The sequence below is a fragment of the Variovorax sp. J22G73 genome, assembly GCF_030317035.1.
In the GTDB taxonomy this organism is placed as follows: domain Bacteria; phylum Pseudomonadota; class Gammaproteobacteria; order Burkholderiales; family Burkholderiaceae_C; genus Variovorax.
On the sequence record NZ_JASZYK010000005.1, the window covers coordinates 316,952 to 334,828 of the forward strand.

Annotated in this window: 14 protein-coding genes; 12 read left to right on the forward strand and 2 right to left on the reverse strand. The window is 69.6% G+C overall.

Annotated features, from left to right (window positions below; translation table 11 throughout):
* The first annotated feature begins 82 nt into the window (after positions 1–82).
* The 6 genes from prpR to QTI51_RS20950 all read left to right on the forward strand — a co-directional run bounded on the left by prpR (position 83) and on the right by QTI51_RS20950 (position 9,369).
* Complete coding sequence (prpR, locus tag QTI51_RS20925; protein WP_286515532.1) at positions 83–2,041, forward strand: propionate catabolism operon regulatory protein PrpR; 1,959 nt, start codon at positions 83–85, stop codon at positions 2,039–2,041.
* Between the two features lie 187 nt (positions 2,042–2,228).
* The gene (locus QTI51_RS20930) at positions 2,229–3,524 is read left to right on the forward strand and encodes a CHAT domain-containing protein (RefSeq protein ID WP_286515533.1); all 1,296 of its coding nucleotides are present in this window, start codon (positions 2,229–2,231) and stop codon (positions 3,522–3,524) included.
* Positions 3,521–5,173, forward strand: a complete 1,653-nt coding sequence (locus tag QTI51_RS20935) for an ABC transporter permease (protein ID WP_286515535.1) — start codon at positions 3,521–3,523, stop codon at positions 5,171–5,173. Before QTI51_RS20930 ends, QTI51_RS20935 begins: the two co-directional genes overlap by 4 nt.
* 26 nt (positions 5,174–5,199) lie before the next feature.
* A complete protein-coding gene (locus QTI51_RS20940) occupies positions 5,200–5,547 on the forward strand; it encodes a GYD domain-containing protein (protein WP_116913113.1) in 348 nt (115 codons plus the stop codon).
* 13 nt (positions 5,548–5,560) lie between these two features.
* The gene (locus QTI51_RS20945) at positions 5,561–7,786 is read left to right on the forward strand and encodes a TCAD7 domain-containing protein (protein WP_286515537.1); all 2,226 of its coding nucleotides are present in this window, start codon (positions 5,561–5,563) and stop codon (positions 7,784–7,786) included.
* Between the two features lie 17 nt (positions 7,787–7,803).
* Positions 7,804–9,369: an esterase/lipase family protein gene (locus QTI51_RS20950; protein ID WP_286515538.1), complete on the forward strand. Its 1,566-nt coding sequence runs from the start codon at positions 7,804–7,806 to the stop codon at positions 9,367–9,369.
* Between the two features lie 36 nt (positions 9,370–9,405).
* Here QTI51_RS20950 and QTI51_RS20955 read toward each other — a convergent pair whose 3' ends face one another.
* Positions 9,406–10,086 (reverse strand): XRE family transcriptional regulator, encoded by a 681-nt coding sequence (locus QTI51_RS20955; RefSeq protein WP_286515539.1) that lies wholly within the window; start codon positions 10,084–10,086, stop codon positions 9,406–9,408.
* A 343-nt stretch (positions 10,087–10,429) separates the two neighbouring features.
* Here QTI51_RS20955 and QTI51_RS20960 point away from each other — a divergent pair, with 343 nt between their 5' ends.
* Genes QTI51_RS20960 through QTI51_RS20985 form a run of 6 tightly spaced genes read left to right on the forward strand, consistent with a single transcriptional unit; the run spans position 10,430 to position 16,907 of the window.
* Positions 10,430–11,761 carry an LLM class flavin-dependent oxidoreductase gene (locus QTI51_RS20960; RefSeq protein ID WP_286515540.1) on the forward strand — a complete coding sequence of 444 codons (1,332 nt, stop codon included), beginning with the start codon at positions 10,430–10,432 and terminating at the stop codon, positions 11,759–11,761.
* A 41-nt stretch (positions 11,762–11,802) separates the two neighbouring features.
* Positions 11,803–12,897 carry an ABC transporter substrate-binding protein gene (locus QTI51_RS20965; protein WP_286515542.1) on the forward strand — a complete coding sequence of 365 codons (1,095 nt, stop codon included), beginning with the start codon at positions 11,803–11,805 and terminating at the stop codon, positions 12,895–12,897.
* A complete protein-coding gene (locus QTI51_RS20970) occupies positions 12,885–13,703 on the forward strand; it encodes an ABC transporter ATP-binding protein (protein WP_286515543.1) in 819 nt (272 codons plus the stop codon). Before QTI51_RS20965 ends, QTI51_RS20970 begins: the two co-directional genes overlap by 13 nt.
* The gene (locus QTI51_RS20975) at positions 13,700–14,572 is read left to right on the forward strand and encodes an ABC transporter permease (protein WP_286515544.1); all 873 of its coding nucleotides are present in this window, start codon (positions 13,700–13,702) and stop codon (positions 14,570–14,572) included. The genes QTI51_RS20970 and QTI51_RS20975 overlap by 4 nt, the downstream gene beginning before the upstream one ends.
* A complete protein-coding gene (locus QTI51_RS20980) occupies positions 14,559–15,356 on the forward strand; it encodes an ABC transporter permease (RefSeq protein WP_286515545.1) in 798 nt (265 codons plus the stop codon). The genes QTI51_RS20975 and QTI51_RS20980 overlap by 14 nt, the downstream gene beginning before the upstream one ends.
* Positions 15,357–16,907: an Ldh family oxidoreductase gene (locus QTI51_RS20985; RefSeq protein ID WP_286515546.1), complete on the forward strand. Its 1,551-nt coding sequence runs from the start codon at positions 15,357–15,359 to the stop codon at positions 16,905–16,907.
* A 39-nt stretch (positions 16,908–16,946) separates the two neighbouring features.
* On the opposite strand, the gene QTI51_RS20990 is transcribed toward QTI51_RS20985, so the two are convergent.
* Complete coding sequence (locus QTI51_RS20990; protein ID WP_286515547.1) at positions 16,947–17,861, reverse strand: LysR substrate-binding domain-containing protein; 915 nt, start codon at positions 17,859–17,861, stop codon at positions 16,947–16,949.
* Positions 17,862–17,877: the final 16 nt, after the last annotated feature.

A 17,877-nucleotide genomic window follows, 5' to 3' on the forward strand; every position in this document is an offset into this window, starting at 1 on the left:
CGTCAGGCAGCGCGTTTTCGAGGGCATTTTCAAGGCATCCATTTCATTTTTGTTTCATTCTTGAAACCATAAAATCCGCGAAATGAACGATGCCGCCCTGCCCCCCATCCACCCCTTCGTCACGCAGCGCCCGCCGCGCATCGTGGCCGTGGCCCGCCACCGGCTGGGCCGCGTGCTCGCGCGGCTGGCACCCGCGGTGGCGGCGCAGGCGCAGGTCGAACTGGTCGCGCACGCTTTCGACGAGGCGGTCGACGCGGTGCGTGCGCTGCATGCGCGCGCGCCGGTCGACGTCATCGTGGCGGCGGGCGCCAGCGGCGAATGGCTGCGCCGGCACCTGGACATTCCGGTGGTCATCGTCGAGGTGCGCGGCTTCGACCTGATGCGCGCGCTGGCCGCCGCCCGCGCAATTTCGCCGCGCGTGGGGCTGGTGTCGTTCGAGGGGCCGTCGGAACACCTGGCGCAGCTCGATGCCCTGTTCGGCATGGGCATCGCGCAGTTCAGCTACCGCGGCCCCGACGACGCGCCGGCCTGCGTGCAGGCCTTGCGCGCGGCCGGCGTCGGCGCCGTGGTCGCGCCGGGCCTGGTGTCCGACCTGGCCGAGCAGGCCGGCATTGCCAGCGTGCTGATGTATTCGGACGACGCCGTGCGCCAGGCGCTGGAAGACGCCATTCACCTCGCGCGCCTCGGCCGCGCCGAACGCGCGCGCCACGAGCGGCTGAACACCGTGCTCGGCCAGCTGCAGGACGGCGTGGTGGCCGTCGACCTGCACCAGCGCATCGAGGCGCTCAACCCCGCCATGGCCGAGCTGATGGGCGTTCCCGCCCACGAGCTCACCGGCCGCGTGCTCGGCGACGTGGAACCCGTGCTCGACCTGGGCGCCACGCTGCGCCTGCGCGAAGCGCCGGCCGACGAGGTGCTGCAGCTCGGCGCGCGCACGCTGGTCGTGCGGCGCGCACCGATCGTGGAGGCCGGCGAGGTCACCGGCGCCTTGCTGGTGTGCCGCGACCCGGCCGTGATCCAGCGCGCGGACCGCCACCTGCGCGCCAACCAGCGTCAGCGCGGCGCGCCCGCGCGCTACCGGCTGGAGGCCTTTAGCGGCGACAGCCCCGCGGCCCGGCGCGTGCGCGAGCTGGCGGCGCACTGCGCGGCCAGCGACGCCACCGTGCTCATCGTGGGCGAGAGCGGCACCGGCAAGGAACTGGTGGCGCAAGGCATTCACACCGCGAGCCGGCGCGCGACCCAGCCCTTTCTCGCGGTGAACTGCGCGGCCCTGGGCGAAAGCCTGCTGGAAAGCGAACTCTTCGGCTACGAGGAAGGCGCCTTCACCGGCGCGCGGCGCGGCGGCAAGACCGGCCTGGTCGAGGCGGCGCACACGGGCACGCTGTTTCTCGACGAGATCGGCGACATGCCGCTGGCACTGCAGACGCGGCTGCTGCGCGTGCTGCAGGAGCGCGAAGTGCTCCGCCTGGGCGCGACGGCGGCCGTGCCGGTCGACCTGCGCGTCATCGCGGCGACCCATGCCGACCTGGCGGCGCAGGTGGAGCGCGGCCAGTTCCGCCGCGACCTGTACTACCGGCTAGCGGTGCTGCGCGTGGAAACACCGCCGCTGCGCGAACGCGCCGACGACATCGCGCCGCTGGCCGCCGAGTTGCTGGCGCGCCGCGCGGGCAAGGCGGGCGTGGCCATGGCACAGGCCTCGCGCTGGCTCGACGCGTTGCTGGAGGTGGCCGCGGGCTACGGCTGGCCCGGCAACGTGCGCGAGCTGGAGAACTTCGTCGAGCGGCTGCTGGGGTGCCAGGGCTACCTGGCGCCGGCCGGCGACCTGGACCGCGCGCGCCTGCTCGAAGTGTTTCCCGAATGCACGCAGGCGCGGCCCGCGCCGTTGCGCGAGCGCGTGCTCAAGGGCGCCGGCCGGGACGCCGAAGCGCGCCGCGTGCGCGAGGTGCTGCAGTCGGTGCAGGGCGACCAGGCGCAGGCCTGCGCCGTTCTCGGCATCAGCCGCTCGACGCTGTGGCGGCGGCTGCGCGACGCAGGCGCCTGAAAGCAGGCTCCGGCCCCTCATCCCCCATCAGCAATATGCCAAAGACCGCGACATCGACTGTTTGAGGGATTGAAGCGCGCCGGTGTCCCGGCAATAGTGCGGTCTTCGTGATTCGAGCATCCGGCATCGATGCCGCGGGCGCACCGGCACGCCAGCGCCTGCATTCCTTGCCATCCGGGGGTTGGCAATGCCTACAGAGACCCGCTACGAGAACTTCGACCTGCGCATCTGGCGCGAGGGCGACCGCTACCTGGCCGAGGTGACCAACTCGCCGGCCGGGTCGTCGGAGCGCGAAGTGCTCCAGTGGCCCTTCGGCGGCCCGGCCGACCGCGTGCTGCTGCTGGAGCTGGAGAACGCGGTGCTCAAGAGCCGGCTCACCCTGCGCGGCGGGCCCATCATCTCGCCCGAGGAAAAAGTGCTGCGCGACTTCGGGGCCGAGGTGTTCAAGGCCGTGTTCAGGGACTCGCGCTCGGTGTCGGCCACCTACACCGGCAGCCGCGCCCTGCTGCTCGGCAAGGACGACACTGGCCTGCGGCTGAACCTGCGCATCGACCCGCCCGAGCTGGCCTGCCTGCCGTGGGAGTACGTGTTCGACGAGGCGGGCAAGCCCGACCACTACCTGTGCCTGAGCAGCAAGTCGCCGCTGGTGCGCTACCTGCACAGCACGCAGCAGCGCGCGCCGGTGCGCGGCCAGGGCCCGGTGCGCGTGCTCGGCATGATCGCCAACCCGGGCGGCACCTGGACCTGGCTGGACACCGAGGCCGAGCGCCGCCACATGGAAGAAATCCTGCGCGCGCCGGGCCTGCAGGTGGAGTTCAACTGGGTGCTGCGCGCCACGCCCGACGGCCTGTTCGACATGATGCAGCGCGGGCCCTGGCACATCTTTCACTTCATCGGGCACGGCGGCACCGACCGCTACACCGACGCCGACGGCCAGACCCGCAGCGAAGGCTTCGTCGTCATGGACGACGGGCTCGGCGGCCCGGTGAAGGTGTCGGCCTCGCGGCTGGCGGACATCCTGGCCGATGGCGATGTCGACCTGGCGGTACTCAACTGCTGCGAGAGCGCGCAGGGCAACGCCTCTTCCAGCGTGGGCGCGGCGCTGGTCGAGCAAGGCGTGCCGATGGCCATCGCGATGCAGTTCGCCATCACCAACACGGCCGCGTCGCGCTTCTCGGAGCACTTCTACAAGTCGCTCACCAAGGGGCAGACGGTGGAGCGCGCGCTGACGGTGGCGCGCAAGTACATCCGCATGAACTCGGACGCGGAGTGGGCCATTCCGGTGCTGTTCACCCGCTCGGGGTCGTTCGCGCTGTTCGATGCGATGCCGGACGCGCCGATGCAGCAGGAGGCGCTCGGTGTACTCGGGACTGTCGGTACGGTCGGTACGGTCGGCGCAGCTCGCGCGGTGCCCGCCGCCGCCCCGCCCGCGCGGATGAGCCTGGCGCAGTCCAAGCTGCGCGAACTCTGGGGCGACCGATGACGCTGTGGTCGGTCAGCATGGTCTTCGCGGCCGGACTGACGGTGTTGATGGCCTCCGCCGGGTTCAACCGCCCGAGCTGGTCGCGCAGCTACACCACCGCGCGGCGCTACTGGACGGCCGTGGCCGTGCATGCCGGCCTGTACCTTCTGATGTTCATGCTGTGCTACGGCGTGCTGCTGCGCATCATGGGCGCCGATGCGCCACGGGGGTCGGGCGCGCGCACGCTGGTGCTGTGGCTGGCGCTGGCGCTGGTCGCCTGCCTGCGGGCGATTGCGCCGCTGTCTTTGCGGGTGCGCGCGCGGCTGCATGGCGCGGCCGGCATTCCGCAGCAGGCGCTGTCGCTCGCCAAGTTCCTGGCCGAGATGCCCTTCCAGGCCGGCAGCGACGTCCAGGCCCAGGCCCGCGACATGCTGCGCATGCGCGGCATCGACGCCGAGCGCGACTGGCTGCCGCTGGCGCAGCCGCTGCACCAGCAGATGCGCAGGGCCGCGGAGCTTTTCATCCAGCTGCGCGGCTGGGACCAGGAGCGCGCGCTGGCGCGCTACACGCGCGAGGTGACGCACGAGCTCTACCGGCTGCGCCAGCGCTTCGACCGGCTCTCGTTCCGGGTGTCGCGCACGCTGGCCTCCATCGAGCAGCTGGGAGAAATCAAGGTCATCGCCGCCGAGCACGGCATCGACGGCAACAAGGAGCTGGACGACCGCCTGCGCCACCTGGTGAGCGACATGATCTCGGACGTGTGCGAGGACATCGGCCTGTTCTACCGCGACGCCTGCGTGCTCGCCGCGCGCGGCGTGCTGGCCACCAACGCGCGGCAGGCCGGGCGCAACGCGGCCCTGGAGCGCATGGGGTTCACGGCCTGCGCGAGCGAGCCCGACAACCTCGCGCGCGCCTTCGGCTACGCGGCGCTGTTGATGCTGGCGGGCCTGTGGATCTTCTTCGTCGTGCTGCCGCCCGACGACGGCGCGGGGCTGTCGGTGGGCCAGCGCATCGCGGTGATCCTGGTGATCGTGCTGGGCACGCTGGCCATCGCGATCCTGCCCAAGTTCTATTTCGGGTTCGCGAGCGCGGGGCTGCACCGCCGCACGCCGCCGGGCTTCGTGGTTGCGGCGGGGGCGTGCGCGCTCGGTTTCTCGGTGCTGGTCAATCTCGCGGCGGGCGCGCTGATCTACGGCGGCATGCCGGGCGCGCTGCAGCGGCTGGCGGAGGCCGCGTCCACCCTGCCCTCGACCTTCCTGACCGGTGCGCTGGTCGCCTGGCTCACGCAGGACCACCGGTGGGCGGCGGTGGACGACGCCCGCACGCGGCGCGGCCTGGACGCCGCGTTGTTCGGCGCCGCCTGGCTGCTCTCGGCGGTGGTGTCGCGCGGGTTCGCCGCCGACACGTTCGCCGACTTCTGGACCTGGCGAACGCTGGCGGCCGTCGTCGCGGGCCTGGTGCTGGGGGCGGCGATGGGCGCGGCCATTCCGGAACTGGCGCGGCGCCGGCGCGAGCCCCCGGCGCGCGACACCGCAGCGGCATCGGGCGAACCGAAGGCGCTGAGCCTGCCGGTGCCCCCCATCGCCGCGTACGAGCTGAACCTGCCCGACAGCGTACTCACGCCGGTGCCCGTGGCGCAGGCCGCAGAGAAGTCCGAACTGGCCCGCTGAAACGAAGACAGCAAAGAAAGAACCCGATGCCGCTCTACCTGCACCAATGGCGCTACAAGGACGAGCAGATCCGCCAGATGCTCGAGAACGAAGAGTCATCGGACCGCGCGGACGTCGTGCGCACCGCCATCGAGGCCTTCGGCGGCACGCTGCACGGCTTCTACTACGCCTTCGGCGACTGCGACGGCGTGGCCATCTCGGAGTTTCCCGACGAGGCCACCGCGCTCTCGTGCGTGATGCTCATCTACGGCCAGGGCCGCATCCAGAACGTGCGCACCAGCACGCTGTTCACGCAGCAGGCCACGCTGGCGGCCGTTCGCCAGGCGCAGGACGTGCTGCATCCGCCGCAGGCCGGCGACCAGCCTTCACCGTAGGAGGCACACCCCAATGCTGATGCCCGCCATCGACCTGGACGCCGGCATGAGCGCCGGCGCCGTGCTCCAGCGCCTGGCGCTCAACGGCTACTGGCTGGACGCCGCGCAGGACGCGGCCCGCGCGCGCATCACGGCAGTGGCCGCGCGCGTGGGCCGCCCCATCGAAGAAGTCGCTGCCAGGCTGGCCCGCAATGCGGACGACTGCGGCGCCGCCATCCGCCGCCAGTGGGGAACCCACGTGCTCTGGTACGCACGCGAACTGCGCGAGGTGCTCGTCGCGTGCAGCCATGCGCCGCCGGCGCTGCCGCTGCTCGACGTGCTCGACCTGCACGAGCCGGACAGCCAGCCGCCGATCGACATCGGCGCCGGCGCGGTCGTCATGCGCAACGGCGTGACGCTGTTGAACGGCGAGCCCGTGGGCGTGTCGCTGCGCGTGGCCGCGGACGCGTTCGTGCTGCCGGCACGCGCGCCGGCACCCGCCGACATGGCGCTGCGCGGCGCCGATCCACTGGCCCCGGCCACCGCCGGTGCCGCGCGGCCGACGCCCACGCCCATGCCCACACCGGTGGCACCGCCCGCGGGACCGATCAAGGCCTGGCCTCGCATCGAAGCCCCCGAAGCCAAGGCCGCGGGCGAGGTGTTCGAGGTGGTCGTCGGGTTCGGCGCGCAGGCGCAGGCCCAGGTGAGCGGCGCGGCGGTCGACCTGCCCTTCTCGGCCGAGGTGCAGGCGCTCGACCTCCAGGTCGAACTGTCGGCCGGCCCCGGCGTGCAGGCGCCCGAAGGCTGGAGCCGGCCGCTGCGCGTGACCGCCGCCGACGTGGCCACGGCGCAGGTCAGCTTCAAGCTGGTCGGCGTGGAACCGGAGAACCCGGCGCAGCCCTTTCTCACCATGCTGGAAGTGCGCTACGTGCTGGGCGGCACGGTCTGCGGCACCGCCTCGCGGGCGCTGGCGATCATGCCCGCGGCGCACGGCGACCGGCTCGATCCCCGCCCCCTCGGCCAGCCCTGGCAGGCCATGCCCGCGGCCGCCACGCCGGTCGCGCTGGTGGCCGATGCCAAGGTGCCCGACCTCACCCTGGACATCGGCAAGCCCGACCGCAACGCCGCCAGCGGCCAGTACGTGTGCCGCCTCATCAGCCCGCATGCCTTGGCCACCGCCACCGGCCCCTTCGACATGGACCTGGGCCAGGACGCCAAGACCTTCGCGCGCTCCGTCGTCGAGGAGGTGCGCCAGTACGGCAACAGCGCCCTGCTGGCCACCGCGCTGGAGAGCCTGGGCCGGCTGGTGGCCGAGCGCCTGCCCGGCGAGTTCTTCCAGGCGCTGGCCGAGCTGAGCGGCCGGCTGGCGCCGGAGCCGGTGTCGCTGCTCATCGTGAGCGCCGAGCCCTACGTGCCCTGGGAGCTCGCGTGGATGGACGCGCCGCTGGACGCCGCGCGCCCCAGCTACCTGGGCGCGCAGACGCTGGCCGGCCGGTGGCTGCGCGACAGCGCCCCGCCGCCACTGGCGGCGAATGCCGCGGCACGGCCGGCCGCGCACCCCATCGCCTCGCTGCAGGTGCGCAACATGGCGACCATGGCCGCGTGGTACAGCGCGGCCTCGGGCCTGCGCAAGCTGCCCAAGGCCGAAGCCGAGGTCGAGGCGCTCAGCGGCAGCTACCCCGGCGTCACGCTCAAGGCCACGGCCGAGGGCATGCGCGACCTGCTCAACGCGACGCTGCAGGGCAAGTCGGGCCCTGTCGCGGTCGAGGCGGTGCACCTGGCGGGCCACGGCGACTTCGACCCCACGCGGCCCGACGGCTCCGCGATGTTCCTGCAGGACGGCGCGCCGCTGCGCTCCACGCTTTTTCGTGCCGCCAAATACGGCGGCGAGCGGCAGCCGCTGCTGTTCCTGAACGCCTGCATGCTGGGCATCGGGGGCGAGCTGCTGGGCGACATGGCGGGGTTCCCCGGCAACTCGCTTCGCGGCGGTTTCGGCGGCGTGCTGGGCGCGCTGTGGGAGGTGGACGACGACGTCGCCCACGACATCGCCATCGAGTTCTGGCGACGGGCACTGCCTGCGGCAACCGAGGCTTCCGACGCATCCGCGGTGCCCGCAGCGCCAGCGGAAGGCGAACCGGTGGGCGCCATCCTGCGCGACCTGCGCGCCCGATACCCGGGCACGGCGGGCACGCCCATCCCGACCTTTCTTTCGTATGTGTACTACGGCCACCCGCGGCTGACGCTGCGGCGCGCGCCCTGAACGGAGGTTTTTCAACCATGGCAGCCACTCTCCTGAACGGAACCAACCAGGCCGTGTCCATCGGCCCCGGCTATGCCCTGCGCACGCCGGGCTTCACCGGCGCGGCCGAGCTGCGTGCCGGCGGCACCACCGCCACCACGCGCGCCAGCGTGCGCGGGCTCGACCAGGGCATGGACGCGCTGGACGCCGCGCTGGCGGCGGCCGACGTGTCGCAGGTGCGCCTGATCGACCTGACGCTCAAGCCCGCGGCGGCGGGTGGCACCACCGGGCGCAGCGCCGGCGCGGCCGCCGGCGACATCGAGCTCGAGGTGCCCGACCTGGGCGACGACACCGGCCAGCTGGTGCTGTCGGTCGACGACGCGGGCGCGCTGCATTGGCACTTGCCTGAGCCTGCAACACCGACAGCAACAGCGCCATCGTCGGGGTCGCCATCAGCGCCGTCGGCTCCGGTATCGCGCGGCGGAGGCGGCGGCGTCAAGCGCTTCCGCATCCCGGCGCAGGTGGCGCCGCCACCGGCGCTCGCGTCCGACAGTGGCACGCAGCGCAGCGTGCTCGGCCTGGTCGGGCGCAAGCTGCTGAAGGTGCTCGTGTATCCGCTGACCGACCCCGTCCTGGGCGCCGTCGGTGAGCACTTCGTGGGCCAGTGGGAAGACAAGAACCGCCCCTACGCCGTGCGCAGCTTCACCCCGCAGGACTACCAGGGCGCGCCCGACGTGCGCCACACGCCCGACACCCTCGCCGCGCTGGCGGCCCAGGGCCCGGCGCTGCTGTTCGTGCACGGCACCTTCAGCACGTCGAGCGCGGGCTTCGGCGCGCTGCCGTCGCCAACGCTCGACGCCTTGCACCAGCGCTACGGCGGCCGCGTGATCGCCTTCGACCACCCCAGCGTGAGCGTGGACCCCGACGCCAACGTGCGGTGGCTGCTCGGGCAGCTGCCGCCCGGTGGCATCGACCTCGACATCGTGTGCCACAGCCGCGGCGGCCTGGTCTCGCGCGTGCTGGCCGAGACGCCGCCCGCGCCGGGCATGGACACCGCCCGCGCCCGGGTGCGCCGCCTGGTGTTCGGCGCCGCGCCCAACAACGGCACGGTGCTGGCCGACCCCGACCACATGGTGGCCATGGTCGACCGGCTGACCACGCTGCTCGCGCTGTTCCCCACCGGCCCGGTGACCGAGACGCTGGAGGCGCTGGTCACCGTCGTGAAGGTCATTGCGCACGGCGCGCTCAAGGGACTCGACGGGCTGGCGAGCATGCGGCCGCAGGGCGAGTTCCTGGGCCGGGTCAATGCCGGCACGGCCGCGCCCGCCGACTACTTCGCCATCGCCTCGAACTATTCCGCCATCGACACCGGCCTGCGCGGGCTGGTGGCCGGCGGCACCGACCTGCTGCTGGACACCGTCTTCGGCGAGGCCGGCAACGACCTCGTGGTGCCGACCGAGGGCGTGTTCCAGACGAACGGCAGCAGCCGCTTTCCGCTGGACGCAGGAAGGGTGCTGCTGTTCGAGCCGAGAGAGGGTGTGTCGCACACCACGCTGTTCCAGCACGAGAAGGTGTCTGAGCGGCTGTTGGCGTGGCTCGCTTGATCCTTTACGCCGCTGGGCCTCGGCCGGCGTGATCGGTCAGCGCAGCACCGCGCCGCGCCAGACCACCAGCCCCAAGACCGTGAGCTGGTCCGCATCGACCGTCGTTTCTTTGTAGTCGGCGTTGTCCGCCAGCACGCGCACCTGGCCGCCGATGTGCACCTGCAGGCGGCGCAGCAGCAGGTTGCGCGTGTGGTCGGTGATGAGGTGGATGCGCCCGTCGGTGATCTGGTTGTGCCGCGTGTCGATGAGGATGATGTCGCCCGAACTCAAGGTGGGGCGCATCGCGTCGCCCGGCATCTTCATCGCGGCGAGGTGCTCGCTGTCCAGGTCCTGGTCGCGCAGCCATGCGCTGCAGAAGGCCTGGGCGCGAAAAATCGTCGGCATCGAATCACCGAAAACGCCCGGCTCCTTGCCGGCGAGCCGGTACAGGGGCAGCGTGGTCATCGTCTTGGGAAGGTCGGTCGGCGCCCAGGGCTGCGCGCGCCCTGTGCCGCGCATCAGCCATTCCAGCGACACGTCCGCCGCATCGGCGAGCGCCACCAGCACCCGGCGCGATGGCTCGCTGCCCGCGAGGTAGCGCGTCAGCGCGCTGTTCGACACCCCCACGCGGCGCGCCAGCGTGCTCGCATTTCCCACCTTCGCAATGATCTGGCGCAGCCGCGTCGCGAAATCTTCGTCGATGGCGGGCAAATCAATATCAGCTGAAGCAGTGCTCATGAATTTCTATTTACGCAAAATAATTTCGATATCGAAAAATATGCTTATGAAAACGTTTTATTAAAGCAAATTAACGAGGCCATAAGTGCGCGCCTACAATTTAAACCCGACGGCGAAATCAGAGTTTTTTACAAATCGAAAATTTCGCCGAAAAACGGCCCGATTGTGACGCAAAAACGCAGTGCCTTGCACGCGCTCAGAGCCCTTGTGCGGGGGCGGTCCGGCAGGTCGCAGGCGATATGGCTTCGTCAGAAATTCTCATATCTTTATTCGATAAACAGATATGCAAAGCGCGGGCGCCGCATGTCGGCAAGTTCGTGAAAACCGCATCCAGGTCAAGCAAATGAAATCGCAGAATTCGCGCCAGATCAAGCTCGCCGCCTATGTCATGGCAGGGCCTGTTTCAGGCCATCACGGCGGCTGGCGTTATCCCAGCGCCCGCACGGACATTCTTTCGCTGGACTATTACCAGGAAATCGGCCGCCAGCTGGAAGCCGGCCTGTTCGACATGCTGTTCATCCCGGACATCCTGGCAGTGCCCCACAAGTTCAGAAACAGCGCCGCCAGCCAGCTGATTCATGGCGCGCTGGGTGCCCTGCGGCTCGACCCGGTGGTCGTGCTCACCGCGGTGGCCACGGCAACCAAGCGGCTGGGCCTGGCCAGCACCATTTCGACCTCCTACATCGAGCCCTTCCAGCTGGCGCGTTCGCTGGCAACGCTGGACCACCTGAGCGCGGGGCGCGCCGCATGGAACATCGTGACCTCGTTCCAGCCGGCCGAAGCCGCCAACTTCGGCAAGACCGGCCTGCCCGACAAGAACCAGCGCTACGACCGCGCCGACGAGTTCCTCGAGGTGGCGTGCAAGCTCTGGGAGAGCTGGCAGCAAGACGCCGTGGTGCTCGACAAGGCGACCCCCATGTTCGCGGACCCGGCCAAGGTGCGGCCCATTTCGCACAAGGGCGAGTGGTTCGATGTCGAAGGCCCGCTCAACGTCAGCAGGCCGCCGCAGGGGCGGCCCGTGTTCATCCAGGCGGGCGCGTCGGACCGCGGCAAGGACTTTGCGGCGAAGTGGGCGGAGGTGATCTTCGTCACCCACTCGTCGATCACCTCGGCGCAAGCCTTCTATCGCGACATTAAAGAGCGGGTGGCACGGCACGGGCGCAACCCCGACGACGTTCATGTGCTGCTGGGCGTGGTGCCGGTCGTCGGCGAAACGCATGACATCGCGCAGCAGAAGCAGGCGCTTCTCGACCGCCTGACCAGCCCCGAGGCGGGCCTGTCGACGCTGTCGTACCACCTGGACATCGATCTCTCGGAGTTCCCGCTCGACGAGGTCTTGCCCGCCATTGCGCCGCCCGGCGTGCAAGGCCACTACAAGGAAGTTGCCGAGCTGAGCCAGAAGCAGGGCCTGTCGCTGACGGAGATCGGCATGCGCTATGCCATCGGCCCGCTGCGCGACTTCAACGGCACCGGCGCGGAGGTCGCGCACACGCTCAAGCATTGGTTCGACGAGCGCGCGTGCGACGGCTTCATGGTGCAGATGCCCTACCTGCCGGGCGGCATCGAGGACTTCACGCGGCTCGTGGTGCCCGAGCTGCAGACGCTCGGCGTGTTCCGCTCCGAGTACGAGGGCCCCACCCTTCGAGACCAACTCGGCCTTGCCCTGCCGAACTGAATCCGGCCGCGCCGAATGTTCCCCATCCAACGCCATTGACCATGAACGCCTCCTTCCTTTCGACCCTTTCGACAGAACGCACCGCCGACGTCACCGCCACCACCACCGCCACATCCCGCCGCCGCTTCCTCCAGGCGTCCGCCATCCTGGGCGGCGCGGTGGCCATGCCGTCCATCGTGAAAGCGGCATCCGTGCCGGTCATCCGCTATGCGTCAGCCGGCGTGGTCGGCCCCGGCGAGATCGAGACGGTGATCTTCAGCGAGTACTTCAAGGCCAACGTGCTCAAGCGCTACGGCAAGGAGTACACGCTCGAGGCGACCACCGCCAAGGGAACGCCGGGCGTGGCCACGCTGCTGGCCGCCGACCAGGCGGACATCGGCACGCTGGCCTTCACCACGCTGGCCACGCTGGTCCAGACCGGCGGCGTGGCCGGTGGCGTGAGCGCCATCGCGGCCATTCACCAGGACGGCGTGAAGGGCTATGCCTCGAACCCCTTCGTCGTGCTGGAAGACAGCCCCATCAAGACGGTGGCCGACTTCAAGGGCAAGACGGTGGCCGTCAACGCCTTCAACGGCAGCGTCGACATCATCCTGCGGCTGGCGCTGGAAAAGGCGGGCCTCGATCCGAAGCGCGACGTGCGGGTGGTTGAAATGCCCTTCGGCAACATCGGCCCGGCGCTGCGGCAAAAGCGCATCGACGTCGGCGTGCTCGCCATGCCTTTCCAGGTGCAGGAAAAGAAGAAGGGCGGCATCCGCTTCGTCTTCGACGCGGTGGGCGTGGTGCCGCCCTACCCCGTGCTCTTCCAGGCGGCGCGCAACCAGTTCCTCAAGACGCAGGGCCCGGCCGTGAAGGCGTGGCTGGCGGACTTTGTCGAGGCGCGCGCGTGGATCTACGACCCCGCGAACCGCAAGACCGTCGTCAAGGTCACGGCGGAGCTCATCAAGAGCCCGGAGGCCGAGCTCGACGAGTACTTCCTGAAGCCGGCGGACTTCTACCGCGACGTCAACGCATGCATCTCTGTCAGCGACGTGCAGGCCCCGGTCGACGCGATGCACAAGCTCGGGCTGTTGCCCAACGCGGTGTCGCTCGCCAAGAGCGTGGACCCCTCGTTCCTGCCCGCGGCATGCAAGCTTTGACGGCGTCGCAGGACGCGGGCATCTTCCTGGGCGAGGTCAGCAAGACCTTCGGCAACGGCAGCCAGAACGTGCTCGCGCTGCACAAGGCCACGCTGGAGGTCAGGCGGGGCAGGTTCGCGAGCCTGGTCGGGCCGTCCGGCTGCGGCAAGAGCACGCTGCTCTACATCCTCGGCGGGTTCGAGTCGGCCAGCTCGGGCGTGGTGCAGGCGCTGGGCAAGCCGGTGACCGGCCCCGGCATCGACCGCGGCGTGGTCTTCCAGGAGTACGCGCTATTCCCCTGGCTCACCGTGGCGCAGAACATCGCGTACGGCATCAAGTCCAAGGGCGCGTCCAGGGACGAGGTGAGCGACACCGTTCAGCGCTACCTCAAGCTCATGCACCTCGAGGGCTTCGGCGCGCGGTATCCCCGCGAGCTATCCGGCGGCATGCGCCAGCGCGTTGCACTGGCACGCACCTTCGCGTACCAGCCCGACATCCTGCTGCTGGACGAACCCTTCGGCGCGCTCGACTCGCAGACGCGCGAACTCATGCAGGACGAGCTGCTTCGCATGTGGCAGTCATCGGGCATGACGGTGCTGATGGTCACGCACGACCTGCACGAAGCCGCGTACCTGTCCGACGACATCTACGTGATGTCCAAGCGCCCGGGCCAGGTCGTGGCGCACTACGCGAGCACCATCGACCACACGCTCGAGCGCGAGCAGATCATGCTGTCGCCCGAGTTCACCGAGCTGCACAACCGCGTCTGGCTGTCGGTGCGCGAACAGGTGAAGGCTTCGCTTTCCACGTCGGGGGCACAGGCTTGAGCAGCGCTGATGCCTCGTTGCCGCCCTCCTCGTCGCCACTCTCGCAGGTGACCGCGTCGACGTTGTCACCGTCCTCCTCATCTTCGACGTCTTCGACGTCTTCAATCTGGAAGCGACGAGCCTGCGGCCTGCTCACGCTCGCCGCGTTGCTCACGCTGTGGCAATGCGCGACCCGATGGGGCTGGGTCGATCCGGCGTTCCTGCCATCGCTCGCGGCCGTGGCCAAGGCTTTCGCGGACCTGCTGAAGGGCGGCGAACTGGCCGCCAACCTCGGCGCCACGCTGCGTTCGGGTGCGGTGGGCCTGGGCGTGGGCCTTGTCGTCGGCGTGCCGCTCGGCCTCTGGATGGCCACGAGCCGCGGGGCCGAAGGCTTTTTCAACCCGCTGCTCAAGGCGACCTACGCGCTGCCCAAGACCACGCTCATTCCGTTGCTGGTGCTGTGGTTCGGCGTCGGCACCGCGACCAACGTGGTGATCGTCGCGGTGACCTCGCTGCTGCCCATCGTGCTCTACACCTACCGCGGGGCGTGCGATGTGCCCAGGGTGTTGCGGTGGAGCGCGCAATCGATGGGCGCTTCGAAGCTGGCCGTTCTGGTGCGCGTGCTGCTGCCCGCGACGGTGCCTGCGATCTTGATCGGCCTGCGCATCGCGCTGGGGTTCGCCTTCCTGGTGGTGATCGCGTGCGAAATGATCGTGTCCAACCAGGGCATCGGCAAGCTCATCTTCCAGTACGGCGATTCGGGCAACTACGACTACATGTTCGCGTCGCTGGTCGTCGTGGTGGCCGTGGCCTACCTCAGCGACCTTGCGCTGGTGAGCTTTTCGCGTCGCGCGCTGCGCTGGCAGGAGGTGTCGGATGGGCAGGACTGAGCACACCGCTCGCCACACAGTCCGGCAGACGGCGCAACATGCCGTGGGCCTGGGGCGCGCCGCATGGCTCGCCGTCTATCCCTTGGTCCTGCTGGCGCTGGCCTGGGAATTCGTGGCCCGGGCGGGCTGGGTCCGTCCGCTGTTCCTGCCCACGTTCAGCGATGTGCTCCAGGCGCTGGGCGCGGGCCTGGCGGGCGGCGACCTGCTGCCCGCGCTGTGGGCCAGCCTGTACCGCGCCGTGCTCGGCATCGGCATCGCGTTGGCGGTCGGCGTGCCCCTGGGCTACCTGCTGGCGCGCTTCAAGTGGCTGCGCTGGGCCTTCGAACCCATCACCGCGCTCGGTTTTCCGATGCCGAAGATCGCGCTGATTCCCGTGGTCACGCTGTGGTTCGGCATCGAGGACGCGTCCAAGATCGTGCTGGTCGTGGTGACCTGCGTGTTTCCCTTTCTTCTTTCGGCCAAGGCCGCCGCCGAACAGATTCCGACCAAGATGCTGTGGGCGGCCCGCTCGATGGGCACGTCGCCGCTCGCGCTGATCGTGCGCGTGGTGTTGCCTGCGACGCTGCCTTCCATCCTCACCGGGCTGCGCATCGCGTTCCCCATCGGCCTCATCACCGTGTTCACGGCGGAAATGGTCACGGGCGGCGGGCTGGGCGAGGTCATCGTGCTCGCGCAGCGGTACTTCGAAACGTCGAAGGTCTATGCCTGCGTGCTGCTGACCATGGCCGTCGGCTACGCGGCGGATTCGCTCATCGCCAACGCGCAGCACCGCTGGAGCCGCTAGATGCCGAGCCCCCACACCACCGCTGCGCGCTGGGCCCTTGCGGACCTGGAGCGCTGGCTCACGGCGCTGCTCGTGCAGGCCGCGCTTCCCACGGAAGCGGCCCGCCGGGGCGCACGGCAGTTGCTGCTGGCGGACGCCTTCGGCATCTACACGCACGGGCTCGCGCGCTGGCCCACCTACTGGGACCAGTTGCGTCGCAAGGTGCTCCATGCCGACGCGACGGTCCATGGCCGCTGGCAGGCCGGCGTGTTCCACATCGAGACGAACCGGGGCTTCGGCCCCTGGGCTGGGGAACAGGCGCTGATGCTCGCGCAAGGCCAGCTGAATGCGCAACACCGGTTCGTGCCCTTCCTGATCCACGATGCGGGTCACCTGGGTGCGCTCGCCACCCACGTCTATCGCGCGGCGCAAGCGGGAAGCGTGGCCCTGCTCATGCAGTCGACGCAACCCGTGATGGCCGGCATCGGCGCGAGCGGGCCGGCCATCGGCAACAACCCGATCGCATTCGCCGCGCCCCGGCCGGGCGCCGCGCCGCTGCTGATCGACTTCGCAGCCAGCCAGGTCGCGTTCAGCCATGTGCTCGACGCGCACCGCGAAGGCCGGCCGATTCCCGACCACTGGGCCATCGATTCATCAGGCCGACCGACGACCGACGCGGCGGCCGCGCTGCAGGGTGCCATGCAGCCGATGGCGGGCCACAAAGGGCTGGCGCTGGCCATGATCGTGCAGGTGCTGGCGGACGTATTGACCAACGCGAGCCCCGACCTGGCGGAGCCGTCTGCCGCACCCGGATGCGGCGCCTTCGGCTTCGTCGCCAGCCCCGACATCGCGGGGCCGGAGGCCTACGCCCGCAAGATGCAGGAATGGGTCGACATCTACCAGCAGGCCGGTGGCGCCGCGGCCCGCGTGCCCGGCGACCGCGCGATCCGCAGCCTTGCGCAGGCGCTCGATGAAGGGGTTTCCATCGCCCCCGCCTTGGTCGCCGCGTTGACGCGCATTGGCGACCTTGCCGGCCTACCTCTTCCAGGCCCTGTGCAGCAACCGCTGCACGCCGAACAACACCCGATCACACCCACCCACTCGAAGACAACGATGTCCGCCACCCCAGTCACCCTTCACGATGTCCCTCACGACGTCGTCCACGACGCCCATGTCGTCGTGGCATCCAGCGATACCCACGGACGGTTCACCGCCAGCAATGCCCGCTTCAGCTTCGTCACCGATGCGAAGGCGTCCAACGGCGGGCCGGGTGTCGCCGTCAACGCCGCTGAATTGCTGCTGAGCTCGCTGGGGTCCTGCGGCCTGGCCCTTGTCTACAAGCGGGCCGAGGAAACGGGCGCCGCGGTTCGGCTTGCCAAGGTGAAGACGTCGTTGAAGCGCTCCGACGACGATGGCACGCGGTACGACTTCATCAAGCTGGTTTTTCAGATCGAGGGCGTCGCGCGCGATGTTGCGCAAGACCTCGTCGACCACTTCACGTCGAGCTGCCCGATCTTCAACACGCTGCTTCGAGGCGGTTCGAACATCACGGTACGCCTCGAAGATTCGTGATGCTGGCGCTGCTGGCGTCAGGTTGCCGGTCACGCAAACTCAAGGGCTCTTCGGCAGCCTGATCGTCTTCGCCGCCAGCACCATGTCGATGAAGGCCTGCATGTACGCCCGCAGGTACTTCCCGCTGCGGATGCTGATCTGCGCCGACGAGTCCGGGAACAGGCCCTTGGTGTTCCGCGTGACGAGCGCGGAATCGGTTTCGCGCTCGATGGCCATCTCCTGGAGCACGGCAATGCCCAGGCCGGCCGCGACGTACGCCTTGATCACATTGGCATCCGTCGCGCGGACGACGATGCGCGGCGCGAGCCCATGACGCCGGAACTCTTCCTGCACCACCCAGCCCGAGTTGTACGACTCGTCGTAGGCGATCAGCGGGTACTCGGCGATTCGCTCCAGCGTCAGCCGCCTTGCGGACGCCAGCGGATGGCCCTTGGGGACCACCAGGCAACGCGAGATCGCGTAGGCCTCGAAGGCCTCGATGCCGTCGGGAATCGAACGCGGCAAGGTCGATATGCCGAAGTCGACCGCCCCTTCGCTCACCCACCGGATGATCTCTGCGGGGGCGCCTTGCACGAGTTCGAAATCGACCTCCGGGTACTCCGCATTGAAGCGCTGCACGATGGGCAGCAAGGCATAGCGCGCATGAATCAGCGTGGTGCCCACGCGCAGGCTGCCTGAACGCTCCGATCGGTACGACCGAGACAGCGTCGAGATGGCGTGCACGTCGTTGAGCGCCCGGCGCGCGAGCGACACCGCCTCCTGGCCCGCATCGGTCAGTGCCACCAGGCGGTTGCCCCTACGAACGAACATTTCAACGCCGACATCCACTTCGAGCGTTCGCACCAGCTTGCTCACCGCGGGCTGCGTGGTGTGGATGGCCGCCGCGGCCCTGGACACGCTCAGCGAGTTGTCCACGACCGCCAACACGGCCCGCAATTGCGCCAGCGAAATCATATTCTTTGGGTTATGA

Excerpts from the sequence above, each read along its gene's own strand:
- prpR (WP_286515532.1), top strand. The coding sequence starts at position 83 with ATGAACGATGCCGCCCTGCCCCCCATCCACCCCTTCGTCACGCAGCGC.
- QTI51_RS20930 (WP_286515533.1), top strand. The coding sequence starts at position 2,229 with ATGCCTACAGAGACCCGCTACGAGAACTTCGACCTGCGCATCTGGCGC.
- QTI51_RS20935 (WP_286515535.1), top strand. The coding sequence starts at position 3,521 with ATGACGCTGTGGTCGGTCAGCATGGTCTTCGCGGCCGGACTGACGGTG.
- QTI51_RS20940 (WP_116913113.1), top strand. The coding sequence starts at position 5,200 with ATGCCGCTCTACCTGCACCAATGGCGCTACAAGGACGAGCAGATCCGC.
- QTI51_RS20945 (WP_286515537.1), top strand. The coding sequence starts at position 5,561 with ATGCTGATGCCCGCCATCGACCTGGACGCCGGCATGAGCGCCGGCGCC.
- QTI51_RS20950 (WP_286515538.1), top strand. The coding sequence starts at position 7,804 with ATGGCAGCCACTCTCCTGAACGGAACCAACCAGGCCGTGTCCATCGGC.
- QTI51_RS20955 (WP_286515539.1), bottom strand. The coding sequence starts at position 10,086 with ATGAGCACTGCTTCAGCTGATATTGATTTGCCCGCCATCGACGAAGAT.
- QTI51_RS20960 (WP_286515540.1), top strand. The coding sequence starts at position 10,430 with ATGAAATCGCAGAATTCGCGCCAGATCAAGCTCGCCGCCTATGTCATG.
- QTI51_RS20965 (WP_286515542.1), top strand. The coding sequence starts at position 11,803 with ATGAACGCCTCCTTCCTTTCGACCCTTTCGACAGAACGCACCGCCGAC.
- QTI51_RS20970 (WP_286515543.1), top strand. The coding sequence starts at position 12,885 with ATGCAAGCTTTGACGGCGTCGCAGGACGCGGGCATCTTCCTGGGCGAG.
- QTI51_RS20980 (WP_286515545.1), top strand. The coding sequence starts at position 14,559 with ATGGGCAGGACTGAGCACACCGCTCGCCACACAGTCCGGCAGACGGCG.
- QTI51_RS20985 (WP_286515546.1), top strand. The coding sequence starts at position 15,357 with ATGCCGAGCCCCCACACCACCGCTGCGCGCTGGGCCCTTGCGGACCTG.
- QTI51_RS20990 (WP_286515547.1), bottom strand. The coding sequence starts at position 17,861 with ATGATTTCGCTGGCGCAATTGCGGGCCGTGTTGGCGGTCGTGGACAAC.